Below are 18,404 nucleotides of genomic sequence, written 5' to 3'. Positions count from 1 at the left end.
TGTGTCCGGATTCCCGAAGCCCAATCGGCCGGACGCGCCCCCTACCGCCTGCGCCCCCTAGCGCCGTGCGCGGGCGCGGCGCACGTGGTTCACCGTCACCGCCACCGGGAGACCCGTCAGCAGGAGGGACAGCCCCACCGGGAGCACTCCCGCCCACACCGTGGGGGAGACGTACGCGGTGCCGGACGCACCGTCCACCAGCCACGCGCGGACGGGTCGCGCATCGATGTCGCCCTCGACGGGGACCTCGAACGACGAGCCGCCCTCGTCCGGAGCGAAGGCGCCCGAGCAGGACCTCGACGTTCCCGCGTTGGCCACGGTGTTGTCGTACGTCCGGCAGTCGGCTGCGGTCACGGTCCCGGGCTCGCCCCACAGCGCCGTCCGCAGCTCGCCGGTGAAGTTCGCCAGCACGAGGTAGGAGGCGACCAGCCCGACCAGACAGGCCAGCGCCAGCCACGGTGCGGGCCCGACCTGCTCAGGCCGCCCGTCCAGAACGTCGCTGCTCTCGCTCATCCGTCCCCACCCCACCCCGGATCACCGACGGACCTCCATGGTGACCGATCCGCGGCACCCTCGGAAGCCCTCCTCCACGCTGCTCCATGCCGCGTACCCGATCCGCGCCCGGTGCCGGCCCACGAGGTGTGTGGAAGCGAAGACGGGGAAGGCGTCGGTGCATGAGGCTGACCCAGGAGCTGGACGCGAGGACGCCCGTGACACGGTGGAAGCCTTACGCGGTGAGTGCGGTGGCCGTCGCCACCAGCGCCGTCCTGGGCGGTGCGGCCGTCGATCCGCACAGCGATTGGTACCGTGCGCTGCGCAAACCGCCCTGGCAGCCGCCCGGCTGGGCCTTCGGCCTCGTCTGGACTCCGCTGTACGCCACGATCGCCTGGGCGGGCGGCCACGCGCTCTCCCGAACGCACGGCGCCGAGCGGCGCGCACTGGCCGTCGGCCTCGGTGCGAACCTCGCGCTGAACACAGCCTGGAACTGGGCGTTCTTCGCCCGCAGGAGTCCAGCCGCCGGGGTGGTGGGAACGGTGCTGCTCGACCTGTCGAACCTGCTGCTCGTGCGGCGCATGCACCGCAGCGATCCGTACGGCGCCCGCGTCCTCGCTCCGTACGCCGCATGGTGCGCCTTCGCCACGGCCCTGAACGTCGACATCGCCCGGCGCAACGCGGGGTGATCGAAGTGCATCCGGCAAGGCGGCCCGGAGGGAAGAGGAGACAGACGCACCCGCCAGGATGCGGGAGCGGGAGCCGCTCGAGGAGGAGCCGCCATGGTCGCTGTCGAACGCTCGTTCATCGTGACCGCCCCGCGGGCGGTCCTCGTCGACTATCTGAAGGACTTCTCGCATGCGCAGGAGTGGGACCCCGGCACCAGAACCTGCGAACGCGTCGATGCGGGGGCCGTGCGGGTCGGATCGACATGGACCAACGTGTCCGTGTTCCGCGGCCGGGAGACACGCCTGACGTACCGGCTCGTCCGCATGGACGAGGGCCGCCTGGTCTTCGTGGGCGAGAACACGTCGGTCACCACGACCGATGATCTCCTCCTGACCCCCGTCCCGGACGGGACCCTGCTCACCTACCGGGCACGGCTCGACTTCAAGGGGTGGCGCAAGCTCGCCGCTCCGTTCCTGAGGAAGGACTTCGACCGCCTGGCGGACGAGGTGGAGCGGGCAATGCCCCGGGTACTGGGAAAACTGTGAACCGTGCCGATGCCGCCCCGCATTGAGCCCCGGCCCCGGCCCCGGCATCCAGCGGCCGCTCACAGCGCCCGCGCCGACTCCGCACGCTTCCTACCCGCGAGCGCGTCGGGGTGGAGGGCATCGATCGCGAGCGCCCGATCGAAATCTTCGAGGGCGGCCATGAACCTGCCCATCAGGAGGTAGGTCTCCCCTCGGTGGATGAGCGCCTCAGGGCTTCGGGGGGCGATCGCCACAGCGCGGTCATGGTCGGCAAGGGCCTTCTCGAAGAAGCCTTGGCTCTGATACGCGGTCCCACGAGAGCTGTACGCGTCGGCGCAGTTCGGGTCCATCTTCAGCGCCCGTTCCAGGTCGGCCAGCGCGTCGTCGAGGCGGTCGTACTGCAAGAGGACGGACGCCCGGGTGCAGAGGCTTAGGACGCGCAGCTCGGGCGTGCCGCGGTCCAGAACCTGATCGGCGTCCGAGAGGGCGTCCTCGAAACGCCCCAGTCGGGAATGGATCTCGGCACGGAGGACGAGCGCGGCGAGGAAGGAGTCGATGGCCGTCATCAGGTCGAGATCGGCGAGTGCCTCTTGATATCGGTGCGCCCGGGCGTGGAGGTACGCGCGCAGGAGGAGAGCCTCGTGATACCCCGGCTTGAGAGCCAGGGCCCGGTCGAAGTCGAGCAGTGCCTCGTCGAAGCGTTCGAGGTCCGTGTGGACCGCTCCGCGTTTGATCAAGGCGTGGAAGTTCTCCGGTGCCGCCTCGATGACGTGGGTGAAGTCGTCGAGTGCCTCGAGGAAGCGGTTCGAGCGACTGTTCGCATCGCCGCGGCGGGTGCGTATCGAGAGGTCTCCGGGCGCGAGAGCGAGAGCGTGAGTGAAGTCGGCCAGGGCCGCGGGCAGTCGCTTCAGGGCGAGGTGGGTGTCACCCCGGCGGGCGAGGACGAAGGCGTTGGCGGGCCGCAACCGGTGTACCCGGTCGAGGTCGGCCAGTGCTTCCTCGTGCCGGTCGGTTCGGTTGAGGACGCCGGCCCGGTGAAAGAGCGCGGTCGCGGAGTCGGGTTCGACCCGTAGGGCGTGGTTGAGATCCGCGAGCGCTTGGTCGTACTGCCTGCCCTTGTGGTATCTCAGGCCACGGCCGGTGAGAGCGACGACATCGTCGGGATCGATCTGCAATACCCGGCTGAGTTTCTGCACCACCTCGTCCTTTCCGAAGACCCCGAGCAACGTGAATCGGTTCTCGTCCGGGTCCTCCTGGATCGGTGGTACGTCGTCGCTCCGCTCGGTTCGTCCGATCCGTCCGGGGGCGCCCTCGCCGACTTCCCTGGTGATGCGGTCGACGGTGTCGCCGTCGGTGTCGCTGACGGTGGCCACCCGGACCAGCACCGCATCGATGTCGTCGGCCTGCAGGTCCACCGAGGACGACTCCGGTCCGAGCCGGGGGGATGCGGCCAGGGACCGGTCGAGCGGGAAGCCGTCCGGGTGCGGATCGTTCCCGCGTAGCCGGTCGAGCTCGTGGTTGAGTGCGACGATCTGCTTCTGCAGGAGGGTGGCGAGCTCCTCGGCCCGCAACCGCCTCGCTTCGGCCCGGGCCAGCTCGGAGTCGGCCGTGGCCTGTTGGGCCTGCGTCCGCGCGAGCCTGGCTTCCAGCTCCGTCTGGACTTCCCTGCCCGCGGTCTCCGGAAGCCGGTCCCGTTCCTGGCCGAGCAGGTCGCCCCGCGCCTCCAGCCACTGGATGATGCCCAGCAGCATCCAGCAGAGCCGTGCGTAGTTGTCGGCGGCCTGGCGCAGCTGGGCCTGCTGTTCCATGGCGTGGGTGAGCCGGTCGTACGTCTCGATGTGCTGCGCCATGGCCGTGACGAGTTCTACGGACCCGGGCGCTCCCGTCCCGGGCAGACCGGTCCTCGCGGTGGCGCGGGGCGGGTGCTCGGCCTGGTCCAGCAGCGCGGCCGCCTCGCTCTGGCGACGTTCGCGCAACGGCGGGTCGACCGTCGCGGCGACCAGTCGGGCGACGAACTCCGGTGGCGGGATCCGCCCGCCCAGGTAGGTACTGATCTGGCTCGTGGAGAGGTCGATCTCCTTGGAGAGCACGGCGAGGGTCTTGCCCGAGCGGTCCACATGGGCCCGCAGAACCTCCGCGAGCTTCCGCGCCTGCTCGTTGACCGGCCGGATCGGCGCCCGCCACCGGCCGCCACGCCGGTCAGCTCCTGCCACCGCTCACTCGCACTCCTTGGGACGGGCCGCGCGATTGTCCGGTCCATTTGGGACAACCGCTGCTCTGTCCGGAATCTACCTGCGCTGTCCGGTCCAGGGGGTCCGAACAGCGCAACTCCCCTGCACCGTCTGCCTTCGACCCGTACCGCACCGCGGTCCCGACCCGAAGGACAGAACCCGTGACAGACCTCCTCGCCATCGCCGCCGACACCCTTTCCCTGATCGGCTCGGCCCTCGCCATCACCCTTGAGATCCGCCGCGCCCGCCGCCGGGCCGAGAACGGTCAGGACGACGACGGGGGGAGTCAGGCGGTCTGAGGCGCTGTCGTCACGGCGGATGACCGGACGGCCCTCGACGGGATCCTGTGAGCGTTCCGCACCGGAGTCGACACCGTCGACGTCGATCCGTGGCGACTCCTACTCGATCGCGATGCTTGAATGGACCATCGTTCCTGATCCGGCAAGGAGAAGCGCTGTGCCCCTGGTGTCTGTCGTGATGCCCGTGTACAACTCGGCGGCCACCCTCGGCGCAGCCATTCGGTCCGTGCTCACACAGACCCACAGCGACCTGGAGCTGCTGGTCACCGACGACCGTTCCACCGACAGCTCCATGGACCTGCTCCGCGAGTTCGCCGCGCGGGACGAGCGCGTCCTGGTGCGGTCCGCGCCCGAGCAGGGCGGTGCGGGCCGGGCCCGCAACCTCGCGATCGAGCGGGCCCGCGGGGACTACGTCGCCTTCCTCGACAGCGACGACATGTGGCTGCCGGAGAAGACGGAGAAGCAGCTCGCCTTCGCCGCACAAGCCCCCGCGCCCTTGACGTTCACCTCGTACTTCAAGATGGACGCCGACCACGCGGGCGAGAGCACCGAATGGGTCCCGAACGGGCGGGTGGTGCGCGCCCGGGAGCACGTGGACTACCGGGCGATGCTGGTCCGCGACCACATCGGCGCCCTCACCGCCATGTACGACCGCAACGTCCTGGGTACGCGGCTGATGCCGGAGATGCGCAAGCGGCAGGACTACGCCCTGTGGCTGTCGATCATGCGAGACGGCGCGGACGCCCGGGGCCTTGCCGAGCCGCTCGCGGTGTACCGGGCCCACCAGGCGGGATCCCTGTCCTCCAACAAGGCGTCGCTCGTGCGGTACAACTGGGCCCTCTACCGCGAGCACGAGCACCTGTCGGTTCCCCGGGCGACCCGGGCGCTGGCCGGAGCCGCGTGGCAGTCCCTGCGCAACTCGCGCATCTAGCGTCGGCGCCGGCTCGCGCGGCTACGACGACAGATCGGTCGTGGGCGTCCGCCGTCAGGCCCGAGGCCTACCCTGCGTTCCATGGAACTGGATGCTGAACTCACTGCTCTGGCAACCCAAGAGGACCTGCCCGCCGACCTGGTACGCCGCCTGCTCCAGCACCCTGGGGCTCGGCGCTCGGTGGCGTTGCTGCGTCAGGACCTGACGGACGAACTCATAGCGGAGATCATCGACCTCGGCTCCGTGCGGACTCTCGCCGCGAACTCCTCCGTGCCCGCTCGGATCCGGGCCCGCTTCGCGGAGCATCCGGTGCCGTCCGTTCGGTGCGCGGTCGCGGCGAGCGTCAGGGACGAGCCTCCGGACCTGTCATCCGGTCTGATCGACCTGCTGGCGGAGGACCCGGACATCTTCGTCCGAAACGCGATCGCGTCCCGGCCCGGCCTCCCGCCGGCGCTGCGTGAACGGGTCGTGGCCACCCTGGAGCCGGACAGCCCCCTTGCCGAATGGATGCTGGAGTTCAGTCGCGGCACCCACACCTGTCCCCCCGCAGCACCGGCCCCTCCCCCTCTCACGCGGCAACAAGCGGAGGCCTTGCTCGCGCGGGCCGGGCTCTGAGGGCGAGCCCCTGTCGTCAGGTGGCGGTGTCCAGGCCGACCAGGAGAGCTGCGACATCGAGACCTGCGGCGAGGTACTCGACGAACACCCGATTGTTCAAGGCCCAGGGGGACCGCCTGTCCCGGATGAGTTGGATCGCCGTCATCGCGGCTTGGGGCCGGTAGTTGGCTCATGCTTGATCCCCAGCGTCGGTGCCCGGGGGCCGACATGTCCCGGAGGGGGGCCACGGTGGTGGTCGGTGAACTCGTGCGCGCAGAACTGCGACGCGTCGATTGGGCGTCGTTGGAGTGCGGCTGCGGTGACTCGGCGGAGCACGTGCCGCTCCTGATCGAGGCGATCATCACTGCCGAGACACCCCAGGACATGATCGGATACACCCTCGATGGTCATGTCGAGGGAAGCACGATCATCTTCGGGTGCACTCCGCCGGCCGTCGGCGTGATCATGGCCGCGCTGGCGGGCGACCTCTCGAGGCCTGCCCGGGACGTGCTGCTGCAGACGTTGTGGTTCGTGGCCGCGGGCTCCGGCGACTCCGGGCCGACGGCGGGCAGCGAGGGCCTGGGCGAGGAGTGCAGGTACCAGGCGCGGGAGGGGTTCTGGAGGCTCCTCCAGATCGGGCTCACCGGCTCTGCGGAAGACGCCGAAACGGTGGCGGACATCTGCGAGTTCTTCGGGCTGGGCGGTGACAGGGCCGACTTCTACCAGGCCGAGCTGCGCGGCCGCGTGCGGGCGAAGACGCAGAGGAAGTCGGCCCCGGCATGACGCCGGGGCCGGGGCCCGTCATCCGTACAGCGGACGGGAACGCCACTGGCCCGGAGCGCGGTCGAGGGCGCGCTCGTAAGCGTGGTCAGGGGCGCTTGACGGGTGCGTGCGAGGCTCTGCTGGAGTCAGCCGAGCTGCTGGAGCAGCGGGAGGATGTTCTTGGGCTGGGCGTTGACCTGTGCGAGGACGGAGATGCCGGCCTGCTGGAGGATGCTGGCCTGGGTGTAGTTCGCGGTCTCCAGGGCGTAGTCGGTGGCCTCGATCCGCTCGCGGGCGGCGCTGAGGTTGACCACGCCGGTGTCCTGGGTGCGGATGTTGGACTCGAAGCGGTTCTGGACGGCGCCGAGGATCGAGCGCAGGCTGGTGACCTGGACGAGCGCGGCGTCGATCTGGGACAGCGGGTCGATGAGGTAGGTACCGGCAGCGGCCGCGTCGGTTTTGCTGATCGTGGCGCTCTGACCGTCCGAGCCGCTGTAGTTGATCGTCGTGGGGTCGGTCTCGTTGGTGAAGGCGGGCGTCTTCGCGAGGTCGTAGGACTCCAGGCCGAGCGTGTTGACGTTGAGCATCTTCATGGCGACGGCGATGATGTCGCCGTCGTCCGCGCCGGTCTGGAAGTTCATGCTGGTGTTCTTCGCGAGCACCTTGATCCCGTTGAACTGGGTCTGCTGCGAGATCGTGTCGATGGCCTCCAGCCGCTGGGCGACCTCCTGTTGGATGGCGCGTCGGTCGGTGACGGCGTAGATGCCGTTGGCGGCCTGGACGGTCAGCATGCGGATGCGCTGGAGGTTGTTGGTCACCTCCTTGAGCGCGCCCTCGGTGGTCTGTGCGAGCGAGATGGCGTCGTTGCTGTTGCGCGTGGCCTGGACGGATCCGTTGATCTGGGTGGTCATCCGGTCGGAGATGGCCAGGCCCGCGGCGTCGTCCTTCGAGGAGTTGATGCGCTTGCCGGAGGCGAGCCGCTCGGCGGCCACGCCCATCGTGGAGCCGGTGATGTTCAGGTAGTTCTGCGTGGTGAGCGACATGATGTTGGTGTTGAGCGTCAGCATGTGATCATTCCCAGTCGGTGGTCGGTACGGATGTCGGGAAGCGCTACGCGGACGTCACGTTCACGTCGTCCTGAGCCAGGACGAACCGCAGGACATCGACATCGACCCAGCCGTACGGGGAGATCGCGTCGATGAACACGGGCAGGGTCCGCGTCAGCTCCGCGAGGACCTCGGCCCTGTCCTGGCCCCGCGCCGCGGCGGCTTCGGCGATCCGGTCCTCGCCCAGGGCCTGGACCACCTGCTCCTCGGTGAGGGGCTCGTTGGGGCCGGAGCCGAGCCAGGAACTGCTCTGCGGCAGGGCGGCCGCGAGGGTCCGGGCCTCGGCCACGATCTGCTCGGCGGCCGATTCCTCCTCGGGCGTCAGCGCCGCGATCTTCGCAGCGGCCCGGAACGCCTCGATCGTCTCGGCCGGGATCGCGTCCACCAGACCGGGGATCTCCGCGGCCAGCGAGGCCGCGGCCTCGGCTTCGCTCACCTGCGCCAGCTCGGCCAGCCGCTCGAGCATGCCCGCGGGAGCGGCAGCAGCCACTTCTTCCGCGGACAGCGCTTCGTTGGTGCCTTGGCCGGTCCAGGACGCGAACTTGCCCGCCGTCCCGGGCGCGGCGGCAAGGGCCGTCAGCAACTGTCCCAGCACAGGGGCCACCGTGGTCTCGCTCATCGCACTCCCTCACTAATGATCTTGCCAACGCAGGAACGCTACCGAAAGCGACGGTGCGTCAACAGATCGTGAATCGGCCATGACCGACAAGCCGTGGGCGGCGGGCGGGAACAGGCGGCTGAGGCCCGGCCGCTGAGCGGCGCCGCCGACCCACCTCTGCTCATGGGGCGGGGCCGCCGACCGCCCGGGCGATCCGGTGGCCGACGAGCCGCTCGGCCTCTTCGAGCGGATACCAGGCGGCGCCGGCCACCTCGGACTCCTGGATGCGTTCGATCTCGGCGCCGGCCGTCGCGAACGCATAGCCGATGTCCAGGTGGAAGTGCTCCGGCTCGTCCTTCGCGGGCCTCGCCGGGACCCTCCCGAACTCGACGTACGCGGGGAGCGTCGAGGCGGGGACCACCTGCCCGGGGTCGATGCCGGTCTCCTCCGACAACTCGCGCAGAGCCGCGCCGAGCAGCGTGGCGTCGGTCGGCTCCAGGTGACCGCCCGGCTGCAAGGTCAGCCCGTACGCACGGTGTTCGATCAGCAGGATCTCCGTACCGCCCCGGACCAGCAGCGCGCCGGCGGTCACGTGCATGGGGAAGGTCCGTCGCGAGGCGAACCGTTGGCCTTCGGCCAGGAGCCGCAGCGGCTCGGCCAGCTGTCCGGCCTCCCGCGGGAAGCGCTCGAGGTAGGCGGCGAGCACGTCTTCGATCTCGGAGTCGGTGATTGCCGCGGGCGAGCGCCACAGGCCATCACCCGCCGTTCGGCCCGAAGGGGGTGTTCCACGGACTCCGGCCGCCGGAGGGCGGCCACCAGGCACGTGCACGGTCGGCTCCACAGGGGTTCGCGGCGTACGAGAAGCCCCGCACTCTACAAGCGGGCCCGGACCGACCCGGCCCGATCCGCTCCGTCCCGCCCGATTCCGTGCGGCGCCTGGGAGCATCGGCGATTCGGCCAACCACCTTTGGTGGCAGTGGCGTTGTGTGGAGCGGGTCGGTGTAGATCCCACGGTCCGCCGCCCGCTCCGTTACGGGGTTTCGGGGCCGACTGAAAGACGTGTGTTCGAAAAACCGAGGCTCTCGTTGAGCTTCCGACAGCACTCGACAGCACTCGAAAACGCCCGACAACGTCCGACGGCGATCCAGGGGGACCCGATGACCACCTCCCAAGCACACGGCGAACCGGCCGATGCTCCGCCTACGCCTACGTCTACGCCTACGCCTACGCCTCCTCCGCCCCCTCCGGCGGAGATCACTTACGGCGGGCAGAACTCCGTCAATCCGCTCGCGGAGGTCTCCTTCCGGAAGATGTGCGCCACGCTCCCCGCAGTCCTCGCCGGGATCGGCCGCCTGTCGTGGCGGACCGACCGGCGGGCCGTGCGGCTCCTGATCGGGTGCCAGCTCGTCACGGGCGCGTCCGCGGCGGTGCTGCTGGCCGCCACCGCCCGCGCGATGGGGCCCGTACTCGGCGCGGGAAGCGCCGCCGACCGTCTGCAGGGAGCGCTGCCCGCGCTGCTCGTGGCCGCGTTCGCCGCCGCGATGAACCGCGTCTCGGGCGCGGTGGCGACGTACGCCGAGCGGCGGATCACTCCGCTGCTGACCTCCGAGACGGACAGCGCCCTGGTCGAGGCGGTCTGCCGGGTGGAGGCCGCCGCCTACGCGGGGGACGGCTTCTCCGACCGGCAGGAGGCGGCCGAGATGGGGGTGGTCCGCACGCACGTGATGGTCACCGACGCGCAGCGCTTCCTGTCCTCGCTGATCCGACTGGTCACCGCCGGCAGCGTCCTGTCCCTGCTGAACGTGATGATGTTGCCCCTGCTGCTGCTCGCGGTGCTGCCGGCGGGCATCGGCGCCGTGCTGACCGCCCGCGTCGACTACGAGATCCACTACGCCAACGTCGCCGACCGCAACGTGCGCGGCATGATGCGCTGGTGGGCCACGGCCTCCCAGTACGGCGACGAGGTCCGGGCCAACTCGATGACCGACTACCTCGTCTTCTGGTACCGGGCCCTGTCCGACCGCTGCGACCGGCGCAACCTCGCCGCGGCGCCCCGCACCCTGCGGATCTCCCTGCTCTCCGCTTCGGCCGGGGGCGTGTTCCTCCTCGCGACCTGGGGGGCGCTCGCCTGGCTCGCCGTGAGCGGACGGATCGAACCCGCGATCGCAGCCACGGCCGTCATCGCCGTCCAGACCGCGCTCGCCGCCCTCTCACAGGTCGTCATCAACGGCGCCGCGGTGTTCCACACCAGCCTCTACCTCACCGACATGCAGTCCTTCCTCGACGAGGCCGCCGCCCGCGCGCCCCGGCGCGGACCGCGCGAGATCGCGGGGCCGGTCGAGCGGATCCGCCTCGACGAGGTCGTCTATCAGTACCCCGGCAAGGACAAACCCGCCGTGGACGGCGTCTCGCTCACCCTGGAGCGCGGCCGGATCCTCGCGATCGTCGGAGCGAACGGGAGCGGGAAGTCGACCCTGACCCGCCTGATCACCGGGATCTACCTCGCCGACAAGGGCAAGGTCAGCTGGAACGGAACCGACCTCGCCGAGACGGACCCGGCCACCGTCTGGCGTGCGACCGGCCTGGTGCCGCAGGACTTCGCGAAGTGGCCGCTGCGGGTGCGTGAGAACATCACCCTCGGCCAGCCCCGTACGGACGACGACGGACCCGTGTGGGAGGCCATCGACGCGGTCGGTCTGCGCGAAGCCGTCGAGGACCTCCCACACGGTCTGGACAGCCTCCAGGCCCGCGACATCTGGGGCGGCGTCGAGTTCTCCGGCGGGCAGTGGCAGCGCGAGGCGTGCGCCCGGGCCCTGTACCGCAAGCCCGAGCTGCTGATCCTGGACGAGCCGACCTCGCAGATGGACCCGCGCGGTGAGCACCTGGTGTTCGAGCAGATCAAGGCCATCGCCGCCGACCGGATCACCATCGTGGTCACCCACCGCCTGGAGAACACGAAGGTCGCGGACCACATCATCGTGTTGGAGCACGGCCGCATCTCCGAGCAGGGCCGTTTCGACGATCTCGTCCATGGTGGCGGCACCTTCGCCGAGCTCCTCGCGCTCTCCCAGGATCGCTGAGCGGCTCTGCTACCCACGACCGACCGACCGACGGGTCGCCCGACCCGACAAGGAGGACCCGTGTTCCCCCGCCCCACCCCGTCCGCGACTCCTCGCACGACTGGGACCGCTCGCGCGTATGGGAACTGACGGGCGCGGACGGGGTGCACCGCTACGTGAAGGTCTCGCCCAGCGAACGGTTCTTCATACGCGAGAGCCGCGCATACCGGCACATCGCGCCCGCCCTCGGGCACAGCCGCGCGCCCCACCTGCTCGACAGCCGCGCCCAGGACCTCGCCCTGCTCCTCACCGCGGCCCCCGGAGCCCCGGTGAAGGAGGCGGGCCGGGGCGGCGTCGCGTGGCGGGAGGTGCATCGCGAGGCCGGAGCGCTGTGCGCCCGCCTCCACGAGGCCGGAGGCCTCGACCCCACGGATCGGGCCGAAGAGGAGGCGTCCCTACGGACCGTCGCCGACGGAGCCGAGAAGTACCTGGCTCGTGCGGGGGACCGGCTCACCGCGGGCGAGCAGCGGCTGATCCGCGACCACGCCGACCGGCTGTGCCGCATCGGCCCGGTGCCCCTCGGCTACATCCACGGTGACAACCAGCCGAGGAACTGGTTGTGGTCGGAGGTCGGGCTCGCACTCGTGGACTTCGAGCGGAGCCGACCGGCCGCCCGCGTCCAGGACCGGGCCTCGGCCGTCCCGGTCTCACAGGCGGTCAGGCGAAGTAGCCGGAGCAGGCTCTTCCGTGGTGACGCGCCGGACGCGACCCACCCACGAATCCGACGTCAGGAGGGACCACTCGACCTCGATCTCGACGCCGTGATGTGCGCGGGTGTAGTCAGCGAGTTGCGTGAAGATCGCCGTCTGTACGTCCCCAAGGGGCGCGCTGGTGGGCAGCGGGACCTTGCCGCATGCGCCGCCCGAGTCATCAGCGATGAACGTGTAGGGCCACGCATCGTGCCCGGTCAGCAATGATCTCCCTCGGCCTGGCGGCCCAACGCGTGCTCGATGAGCGCGCCATGGCCGTGCCTGTCTCCTGCCCGTCTCCTGCCGGTCACGATCTCGTGACCGCGGACGACCGCGTCCCGACGGAGCTCCCAGCCGTCGATCTTCCTCGGACAAAAGACGGGCTGGAGGGACACCCGCGCTGTTCCGCCGGCGGCAGAACACCGGCCGGACCGGGCTCGACGATCGCTACGGTCCTGTCTCATGACGACGACAGCGACGCGTACCGTCGAGTACCCGGCCGACGGTTTGACGATGATCGGGTACCTCGCACTCCCGGCCGGTGTCGGCCGTCGGCCCGCGGTGCTGCTCGGGCCGGAGGGCATGGGGCTCAGCGACGTCGAGCGCCGCCGGGCCGACGCCCTCGCCGCGCTGGGATACGTAGCGCTGGCCTTCGATCTGCACGGCGGCCGCTATCTGGGCGACCCCGAGGAGATGCTCGCCCGCTGCCTGCCGCTGCTCGCCGACCCCGACCGGATGCGGGGCATCGGCCACGCGGCGCTCGACGTGCTGCGTGCCGAACCGCGGACCGACCCCGACCGGATCGCCGCCATCGGCTACGGCACCGGGGGCGCCATCGCGCTGGAACTGGGGCGCGACGGCGTCAACCTGCGCGCGATCGGAACGGTCAACGCGACCACCACGGGCCGACCGGGCGAGGCAGCGCACATCCGTTGCCCGGTGTGGGCCGGAGTCGGGTCGGAGGACCCGATCATGCCGCCCGCGCAACGGAGCGCGTTCACCGCCGAGATGCAGGCCGCGGGCGTCGACTGGCGCCTCACGGTCTACGGTGGCGCCCTGCACGCCTTCCACCACCCACCGGTCGACCATCCCACGGTCCCCGGCGTCGGCCACCACCCGCAGCACGCACGGCGAGCCTGGCGCGACGTCGTCGACCTCCTCACCGAGTGCCTGCCCGTGACGGATGGTCCGGGGGCAATGCCGCAGACAGCCCCGTAGTTCAGGGAAACGACCAGGTCCAACGACATCGCTCCGGACCGGATCGGAGCCTATGTGGTCGCCTCGTGCGAGCGCAGCGCCGGAAAGGCGTGCGTGCGGGCCGCGACCACGACGATCAGTACCGGTACCAGGAGCAGCAGTGCGCCGCGGGGGAAGGAGGCCGGGCCGAAGGCCGCGAGGAGGGTACCGCCGACCGCGCCGCCGCCGGCGATGGCGGAGTTGCAGACGGTGACGTACAGGGCTTGGGCACGGTCGCCTCCGGCGTCGGCGACCGCGGTCTGCAGGAGGGTCGCGATGCCACCGCAGGCCAGCCCCCACAGCACGGTGGCGGCGTAGACCGCGGCGGAGCCGTGCGCCAGGGTCGCCAGGAGGGTGGCCGCGGCGAGGAACAGGGTGACGCTGGCGATGGTCAGGGTCCGCAGGTGGTGGTCGACGAGGGCCCCGGCGGTGAGGATGCTCACCACGGAGGCCGCTCCGAAGACGAGCAGCACGCTCCCTCGGGAGCCGCCCACGCCGTAGGCGTCGAGGAAGGCCGCGACGTAGGTGTAGAGGATGTTGTGGGCCAGCATGAAGGCCGCGGCGGTGAAGAGGACCGGTACGACTCCGGGGAGCCGCAGCGCCTTGAGGATGGGCCGGCGCTGTTCGGGGCGCTGGCCCGCGAAGTCGGGCAGTACGGCCTGCATCCAGCCCAGCAGGGCCAGCGTGAGCAGGCTGATCAGGAGGAAGGTGAGCCTCCAGCCGCACAGCGAGCCGAGCAGGGTGCCCAGGGGGATCCCCAGTGACAGGGCGAGGGGAATGCCGGCCAGGGCGACGGCGACGGCCCTGCCCTGCAGGTGGGGTGGTGCCATGCGACGGGCGTGGACGACGAGCTCGGACCAGACCACGGCGGCGGCGACGCCCGCGAGCAGGCGCAGGACCATGGTCAGCGGGTAGCTGGCGGAGGCGGCCGTGGCGGTGTTCGCGATGCCAATGACGGCCACGGCGGTCAGCAGCAGCTTCTTGCGCCGCCAGGTGGCCGTGGTCCGGGCCAGGGGGATGGCCGAGACGCCCGTGGCGATGGCGTACACCGTCAACGACTGGCCCATCGCGGACTCGCTGACGGAGAGGTCACGGGCCATCTCCGGCAGGACACCGGCGGGCAGCGCCTCGGTCAGCACGGTCATGAAGGCCGCCAGGGCCAGCGCCAGCAGCGGCGACCAGGGGAGCCTGCTCCGCTCCGGTGCTGGCTCTGAACGGGGAGGAAGCGTGGTGGAGGGCATCGCGGAAACGGTCCAGGTGAACTCACGCGGGCGGCGCGGACCACCTTCGGCCGGTGGAGAAGATCACGCGCCGGCGGAGAAGGTCACGCGCATGCCCGCACACGGGAGGAGCAGGGCTGCGGACGGCTTGTGGAGCCATCGCATCCCGTTCACCTGACCGCGCTCGGACCCGATCGCGTACCGCACGCGCCGTCCGTGCACCCGACGCGCCGGAGCCCGGCAGCCGCGGGGGCGGCAACCGCGGGCGAGACGGGTGGCAAGAGGCATGAGCGAAGCCTAGCCGCCGACGCAGGCGTCCGGCCCGGGGCGAAAGCCCCGCATCCACCGGGCCGCAGGCCCCGCTTCCAGCGGGACGTCCAGGGCGCCGAAATGGCCCCTTCAGGTCGGCGGCGCGGTGCGGGCGGTCTGCGCGGAGCGGTAGCCGGGGTGGACGCCCGGGGTCAGGCCCTGGGCAGCGGCCAGTCGGCCGAGCAGGGCGGTCAGTTGTTCGTGTTCCTCCGCCGACAGGGGCTCGCAGATCTGCTGTTCGTGTGCCGTCGCCACCTCGCGCAGATCCGCCAGCAGAGCGGTTCCGGCGTCGCCGAGGAACAGCGCGTACAGCCGCCGGTCCTCGGGGTTGCGGCGGCGCTCGATCAGTCCGCGCGCCTCGAGGTCGTCGGCGAAGGCCACGAAGCGGCTCGGGGGCATGCCGAGTACGTCGGCCAGTTCGCGCTGGCTGCGGCCCGGATTACGGGCCAGCAGGCGCAGCAGCCCCGCCTGGGCGGGGGTGAGGCCGAGCGCGGAGACCCGCTCGGCGAAGCGGCCGGCCGCGTGCGCGCCGAGCTGGGCCAGCAGGAAGGCCACGCCACCGTGCGGGCGCGGGCCGCCGCCACCGTCATCCGTCGTTCCCATGAGGAAACCGTAACAGCTTGACAATCGTTTCAGCTTGTAATCATTCTTGAAAGGAACGGACTGACGGACGAGGAGACGAGAACGCCATGACCGCCGCACCTGCCCCCGCACCCGCCGCACCTGCCCCCGCGGATCCGGCCGACCGGACGGGCCGAGGGCCCCAGTCCGGGCCGCCGCTGCTGGCCCCCGTACTGGCCCTGACCGGTCTGACCATCGCCTACGTGATCCTGAACCGGGCCACCCCGCACCCCGACGCCTCCGGCCTGGAGGTCCTGCGGTACGCCGCCGAGCACCGCACCACCGCCGAGCTCGGCGCCCTCCTCCTGCTCGGCGCGGCCGTCCCGATGGCCCTGATCGCGGCCGTCCTCTACCGGCGACTGCGCGCGCTGGGCATCACCGCACCCGGATCCGCGATCACCCTGGTCGGCGGGGTGCTGGCCGCCGCGGCCCTGATGCTGAGCGCCATGTCCGGCTGGGCCGGGGCCCGGCTCGCGGAAAGCGCCGGGCCCGACCTCGCGCGAGCCCTGGCCGACCTGGCGTTCTTCGCCGGCGGACCCGCGTACTCGGCGATGTTCGCCCTGCTGCTCGCCGGGGTCGCCGTCCCCGGACTCCTCGCCGGACTGCTGCCGAGGCCGCTGGCCTGGGCCGGACTGATCCTGGGCGCCGTGGGGATGCTGGCCCTGCTCGGGCTGGTGGTCGACGGGTTCCAGTACCTGCTGCCTGTACTGCGCTTCGGCGGGCTCGCCTGGCTGGTGTGGGCCGCGGTGAAGCTGCCGCGCACCCGCCACGGGCTCGGCCGGGCGGGGGCGCGCTGAGATGACGAGCTACCCCGAACTGGACGGCCGTACGGTCGTCGTCACCGGCGGCAGCCGCGGCATCGGAGCCGCCACCGCCCGCGCCTTCGCCGCCGAGGGCGCCCGGGTCTGCGTCGTGGGCCGCAACGCGGAGGCCCTGGGCGGCGTGGTGGACGCGATCGGCGCCGTGGGCGGTACGGCGATGTCCGTGACCGCCGACGTCACGGACGCGGCGGCGCTGGCCCGGGTCCTGGAGGAGACCGAGCGGCGGCTCGGCCCGGTGGACGTACTGGCCGCCTTCGCGGGCGGCCAGGGCCGCCCGGTCCCCACCCCCGAACTCACCGAGGAGCGCTGGCGCGAGGTCCTGGACTCGGACCTCACCTCCACCTTCCTGACCGTACGGACCTTCCTGCCCGGCATGCTGGAGCGCGGCCGAGGCTGCGTGATCACCATGTCCTCGGCGGCGGGCCGCCGACCCAGCCAGGCGAACCTCGCCTACGGGGTCGCCAACGCCGGGCTGGTGATGCTGACCCAGCACCTGGCGACCGAGCTCGGCCCGCGCGGGATCCGCGTCAACTGCCTGGCGCCCTCGGTGATCCTGACCGAACGCACCGCGGCCGCGATACCGATGGCGATCCAGGAGCAGCTCGCGCAGGCCCACCCACTGCCCAGGCTCGGCCTTCCCGGAGACGTGGCCGCCTGCGCACTCTTCCTCGCCTCGGACGGGGCGTCCTGGCTCAGCGGAATCACCCTCGACGTCGCGGGCGGCCGCATCACGGGGTGACCGGGCCACAGCACAGGACGTCTCCTGCGGACTGTGGAGCCACAGGCTCCCCAGTCCCGCGACAAGAGGACGAGCGGCGGCCGAAAGCAACGAGGCCGGAAGTAGGTCCCTCTGCGGATCGGCAGATCGGCAGAGAGGCCGCCGACAGGGGGGCAGGGAAGGCGAAGCAGTGCCGGCCCTGGCCCCCAGGTTCCCAGCAGCCCCAGGGCAACGCGGACTCTGGCCCGCGGTCTGGCCGACCGGTCGCGGCGAATCACGTTCGGAGGCTGCTGCACGCCGCTGAAAGAGCTGTTGGCTGCGCCATGGAACGCGGCCCTCGACGCACCGGTCACCTTCGATACGGGGGCCGAATCCGCCGGGGCGCCTTCCTCGAAACGGGTACGTACAGCCACGGAGGGTGATATCCGGGGCCCTGGGTGGTGACCCGACCCACAGGACCCAGGTCACATACGAAGCGGGATCGTAGTCCCCGTACGCCCTGTCCCGGCGCCCTCTTGCCTGCTCCCGCCTGCGCGGATGCCTCCCGGGCTGCGCGGGTCGTTGCTCCTCGCCTGCGAGGGACGCTAGTACGCGACGTCGTTGCTAGGGCCCGGGAAGCCCCGTAGAACTGGATGAGTCGCAAGGCGGACGGAGATCCCCCGGGCTCACCCCCGGCCTCCCGCTCCCGCCGACGATCCCCTCTCCACCGCGTGAGTGGCTCACGCATGTCCTCGGCATGCGGCGACCGTCCCCGTCCCCTTCGGAAGGCCATCCGTGTCCAACGCCGTCATCCGCCGCATCGCCGCTTCCAAGAAGACCCTCGCGGGTACCGTCCTCGCCCTGGGCGTCGCCGGTTCCATGCTGGCCGCGGTTCCCGCGCAGGCCGCCCCGATGAGCGCCAAGGCGATCGCCCAGCAGATGATCAAGGACCCGGCGCAGTTCGCGGCGTTCAACCAGATCATTTCCCGTGAGAGCGGCTGGGACCACACCGCCACGAACGCCTCCTCCGGCGCGTACGGCCTGGTCCAGGCCCTGCCGGCCTCGAAGATGGCCTCGGCGGGCCCCGACTGGAAGACCAACCCGGCCACCCAGATCAAGTGGGGCCTGGACTACATGAACTCCCGCTACGGCAGCCCCGTCGGCGCGTGGAACTTCTGGCAGAACCACCACTGGTACTAAGCCGCCACAGGACAGCACACGCACAGACGCGCGAGACAGCTCGGCCGGGAACTCCCGGCCGAGCTCCTTTGCGTTTACGGCCGTCTAACGTCTAACCCACCTGTCGTGAAATGCCGGTCCACGATGCAATGGCGGCACGGCGACCAGCGGCGTCCGCCTCTCCAGCAAGAGTTGCCACAGCGGGACGCATTCAACAGCGGCCCATCATCAGCCCCCATCCGTGGACATCCAAGGCCTCGCCGGCCGTCTCGTCACGAGGGGATCACCGCACTCACCGGCATTCATC

General features: G+C 71.1%; 20 protein-coding genes. 12 read left to right on the top strand and 8 right to left on the bottom strand.

Going from position 1 to position 18,404, the window contains the following annotated elements:
• Positions 1-57 precede the first annotated feature (57 nt).
• Positions 58-513 carry a hypothetical protein gene (locus ACFWAR_RS04590; protein ID WP_385772991.1) on the bottom strand — a complete coding sequence of 152 codons (456 nt, stop codon included), beginning with the start codon at positions 511-513 and terminating at the stop codon, positions 58-60.
• A gap of 161 nt (positions 514-674) precedes the next feature.
• On the opposite strand from ACFWAR_RS04590, the gene ACFWAR_RS04585 reads away from it, so the two are divergent.
• Entirely contained in the window at positions 675-1,181 is a 507-nt protein-coding gene (locus tag ACFWAR_RS04585) for a TspO/MBR family protein (protein ID WP_385772989.1), read from the top strand.
• A gap of 93 nt (positions 1,182-1,274) precedes the next feature.
• Positions 1,275-1,706, top strand: a complete 432-nt coding sequence (locus tag ACFWAR_RS04580) for an SRPBCC family protein (protein WP_385772987.1) — start codon at positions 1,275-1,277, stop codon at positions 1,704-1,706.
• A 59-nt stretch (positions 1,707-1,765) separates the two neighbouring features.
• On the opposite strand, the gene ACFWAR_RS04575 is transcribed toward ACFWAR_RS04580, so the two are convergent.
• Entirely contained in the window at positions 1,766-3,898 is a 2,133-nt protein-coding gene (locus tag ACFWAR_RS04575; protein WP_385772985.1) for a tetratricopeptide repeat protein, read from the bottom strand.
• Positions 3,899-4,077: 179 nt separating this feature from the next.
• On the opposite strand from ACFWAR_RS04575, the gene ACFWAR_RS04570 reads away from it, so the two are divergent.
• The 4 genes from ACFWAR_RS04570 (at position 4,078) to ACFWAR_RS04555 (ending at position 6,523) form a co-directional block, all read left to right on the top strand.
• Entirely contained in the window at positions 4,078-4,215 is a 138-nt protein-coding gene (locus ACFWAR_RS04570; RefSeq protein WP_385772983.1) for a hypothetical protein, read from the top strand.
• Positions 4,216-4,372: 157 nt separating this feature from the next.
• The gene (locus ACFWAR_RS04565) at positions 4,373-5,146 is read left to right on the top strand and encodes a glycosyltransferase family 2 protein (RefSeq protein ID WP_385772981.1); all 774 of its coding nucleotides are present in this window, start codon (positions 4,373-4,375) and stop codon (positions 5,144-5,146) included.
• Positions 5,147-5,227: 81 nt separating this feature from the next.
• On the top strand, positions 5,228-5,761 hold the full coding sequence (locus tag ACFWAR_RS04560; RefSeq protein WP_385772979.1) for a hypothetical protein: 534 nt from the start codon (positions 5,228-5,230) through the stop codon (positions 5,759-5,761).
• A 171-nt stretch (positions 5,762-5,932) separates the two neighbouring features.
• Positions 5,933-6,523 (top strand): hypothetical protein, encoded by a 591-nt coding sequence (locus ACFWAR_RS04555; RefSeq protein WP_385772977.1) that lies wholly within the window; start codon positions 5,933-5,935, stop codon positions 6,521-6,523.
• A gap of 125 nt (positions 6,524-6,648) precedes the next feature.
• Here ACFWAR_RS04555 and ACFWAR_RS04550 read toward each other — a convergent pair whose 3' ends face one another.
• The 3 genes from ACFWAR_RS04550 to ACFWAR_RS04540 form a co-directional block, all read right to left on the bottom strand.
• Entirely contained in the window at positions 6,649-7,569 is a 921-nt protein-coding gene (locus ACFWAR_RS04550; protein WP_385772975.1) for a flagellin, read from the bottom strand.
• A gap of 43 nt (positions 7,570-7,612) precedes the next feature.
• Complete coding sequence (locus ACFWAR_RS04545; RefSeq protein ID WP_385772973.1) at positions 7,613-8,227, bottom strand: YidB family protein; 615 nt, start codon at positions 8,225-8,227, stop codon at positions 7,613-7,615.
• A 160-nt stretch (positions 8,228-8,387) separates the two neighbouring features.
• On the bottom strand, positions 8,388-8,912 hold the full coding sequence (locus ACFWAR_RS04540) for an NUDIX hydrolase (RefSeq protein ID WP_385772971.1): 525 nt from the start codon (positions 8,910-8,912) through the stop codon (positions 8,388-8,390).
• 604 nt (positions 8,913-9,516) lie between these two features.
• Here ACFWAR_RS04540 and ACFWAR_RS04535 point away from each other — a divergent pair.
• The 3 genes from ACFWAR_RS04535 to ACFWAR_RS04525 all read left to right on the top strand — a co-directional run bounded on the left by ACFWAR_RS04535 (position 9,517) and on the right by ACFWAR_RS04525 (position 13,232).
• Positions 9,517-11,286, top strand: a complete 1,770-nt coding sequence (locus ACFWAR_RS04535) for an ATP-binding cassette domain-containing protein (RefSeq protein ID WP_385772969.1) — start codon at positions 9,517-9,519, stop codon at positions 11,284-11,286.
• Between the two features lie 143 nt (positions 11,287-11,429).
• Positions 11,430-12,242, top strand: coding sequence for a phosphotransferase (locus ACFWAR_RS04530; RefSeq protein WP_385772967.1), 813 nt, complete (start codon positions 11,430-11,432; stop codon positions 12,240-12,242).
• Between the two features lie 234 nt (positions 12,243-12,476).
• The gene (locus tag ACFWAR_RS04525) at positions 12,477-13,232 is read left to right on the top strand and encodes a dienelactone hydrolase family protein (protein ID WP_385772965.1); all 756 of its coding nucleotides are present in this window, start codon (positions 12,477-12,479) and stop codon (positions 13,230-13,232) included.
• A gap of 50 nt (positions 13,233-13,282) precedes the next feature.
• Here the strand turns inward: ACFWAR_RS04525 and ACFWAR_RS04520 are convergent, their stop codons facing one another.
• The 3 genes from ACFWAR_RS04520 to ACFWAR_RS04510 all read right to left on the bottom strand — a co-directional run bounded on the left by ACFWAR_RS04520 (position 13,283) and on the right by ACFWAR_RS04510 (position 15,382).
• Entirely contained in the window at positions 13,283-14,491 is a 1,209-nt protein-coding gene (locus ACFWAR_RS04520) for an MFS transporter (protein WP_385772963.1), read from the bottom strand.
• Between the two features lie 63 nt (positions 14,492-14,554).
• Positions 14,555-14,758 carry a tryptophan biosynthesis modulator TrpM gene (gene trpM, locus ACFWAR_RS04515; protein ID WP_385772961.1) on the bottom strand — a complete coding sequence of 68 codons (204 nt, stop codon included), beginning with the start codon at positions 14,756-14,758 and terminating at the stop codon, positions 14,555-14,557.
• A gap of 111 nt (positions 14,759-14,869) precedes the next feature.
• Positions 14,870-15,382 carry a MarR family winged helix-turn-helix transcriptional regulator gene (locus ACFWAR_RS04510; protein WP_385772959.1) on the bottom strand — a complete coding sequence of 171 codons (513 nt, stop codon included), beginning with the start codon at positions 15,380-15,382 and terminating at the stop codon, positions 14,870-14,872.
• A gap of 86 nt (positions 15,383-15,468) precedes the next feature.
• Between ACFWAR_RS04510 and ACFWAR_RS04505 the strand changes: the two genes are divergently transcribed.
• The 3 genes from ACFWAR_RS04505 to ACFWAR_RS04495 all read left to right on the top strand — a co-directional run bounded on the left by ACFWAR_RS04505 (position 15,469) and on the right by ACFWAR_RS04495 (position 18,118).
• Positions 15,469-16,197, top strand: a complete 729-nt coding sequence (locus tag ACFWAR_RS04505; RefSeq protein ID WP_385772956.1) for a DUF4386 domain-containing protein — start codon at positions 15,469-15,471, stop codon at positions 16,195-16,197.
• A 1-nt stretch (position 16,198) separates the two neighbouring features.
• Complete coding sequence (locus tag ACFWAR_RS04500; protein ID WP_385772954.1) at positions 16,199-16,960, top strand: SDR family NAD(P)-dependent oxidoreductase; 762 nt, start codon at positions 16,199-16,201, stop codon at positions 16,958-16,960.
• 753 nt (positions 16,961-17,713) lie between these two features.
• A complete protein-coding gene (locus ACFWAR_RS04495) occupies positions 17,714-18,118 on the top strand; it encodes a transglycosylase SLT domain-containing protein (RefSeq protein ID WP_385771993.1) in 405 nt (134 codons plus the stop codon).
• The last annotated feature ends 286 nt before the right edge of the window (positions 18,119-18,404 follow it).

It is taken from the genome of Streptomyces sp. NPDC059917, assembly GCF_042730635.1.
Lineage (GTDB): Bacteria > Actinomycetota > Actinomycetes > Streptomycetales > Streptomycetaceae > Streptomyces.
The sequence above is the reverse complement of the archived record's forward strand: the minus strand, read 5'-3'. Positions and strand labels throughout refer to the sequence as shown.

Excerpts from the sequence above, each read along its gene's own strand:
- ACFWAR_RS04590 (WP_385772991.1), bottom strand. The coding sequence starts at position 513 with ATGAGCGAGAGCAGCGACGTTCTGGACGGGCGGCCTGAGCAGGTCGGG.
- ACFWAR_RS04585 (WP_385772989.1), top strand. The coding sequence starts at position 675 with ATGAGGCTGACCCAGGAGCTGGACGCGAGGACGCCCGTGACACGGTGG.
- ACFWAR_RS04580 (WP_385772987.1), top strand. The coding sequence starts at position 1,275 with ATGGTCGCTGTCGAACGCTCGTTCATCGTGACCGCCCCGCGGGCGGTC.
- ACFWAR_RS04560 (WP_385772979.1), top strand. The coding sequence starts at position 5,228 with ATGGAACTGGATGCTGAACTCACTGCTCTGGCAACCCAAGAGGACCTG.
- ACFWAR_RS04555 (WP_385772977.1), top strand. The coding sequence starts at position 5,933 with ATGCTTGATCCCCAGCGTCGGTGCCCGGGGGCCGACATGTCCCGGAGG.
- ACFWAR_RS04550 (WP_385772975.1), bottom strand. The coding sequence starts at position 7,569 with ATGCTGACGCTCAACACCAACATCATGTCGCTCACCACGCAGAACTAC.
- ACFWAR_RS04545 (WP_385772973.1), bottom strand. The coding sequence starts at position 8,227 with ATGAGCGAGACCACGGTGGCCCCTGTGCTGGGACAGTTGCTGACGGCC.
- ACFWAR_RS04535 (WP_385772969.1), top strand. The coding sequence starts at position 9,517 with ATGTGCGCCACGCTCCCCGCAGTCCTCGCCGGGATCGGCCGCCTGTCG.
- ACFWAR_RS04525 (WP_385772965.1), top strand. The coding sequence starts at position 12,477 with ATGACGACGACAGCGACGCGTACCGTCGAGTACCCGGCCGACGGTTTG.
- ACFWAR_RS04520 (WP_385772963.1), bottom strand. The coding sequence starts at position 14,491 with ATGCCCTCCACCACGCTTCCTCCCCGTTCAGAGCCAGCACCGGAGCGG.
- trpM (WP_385772961.1), bottom strand. The coding sequence starts at position 14,758 with ATGCCTCTTGCCACCCGTCTCGCCCGCGGTTGCCGCCCCCGCGGCTGC.
- ACFWAR_RS04510 (WP_385772959.1), bottom strand. The coding sequence starts at position 15,382 with ATGGGAACGACGGATGACGGTGGCGGCGGCCCGCGCCCGCACGGTGGC.
- ACFWAR_RS04505 (WP_385772956.1), top strand. The coding sequence starts at position 15,469 with ATGACCGCCGCACCTGCCCCCGCACCCGCCGCACCTGCCCCCGCGGAT.
- ACFWAR_RS04500 (WP_385772954.1), top strand. The coding sequence starts at position 16,199 with ATGACGAGCTACCCCGAACTGGACGGCCGTACGGTCGTCGTCACCGGC.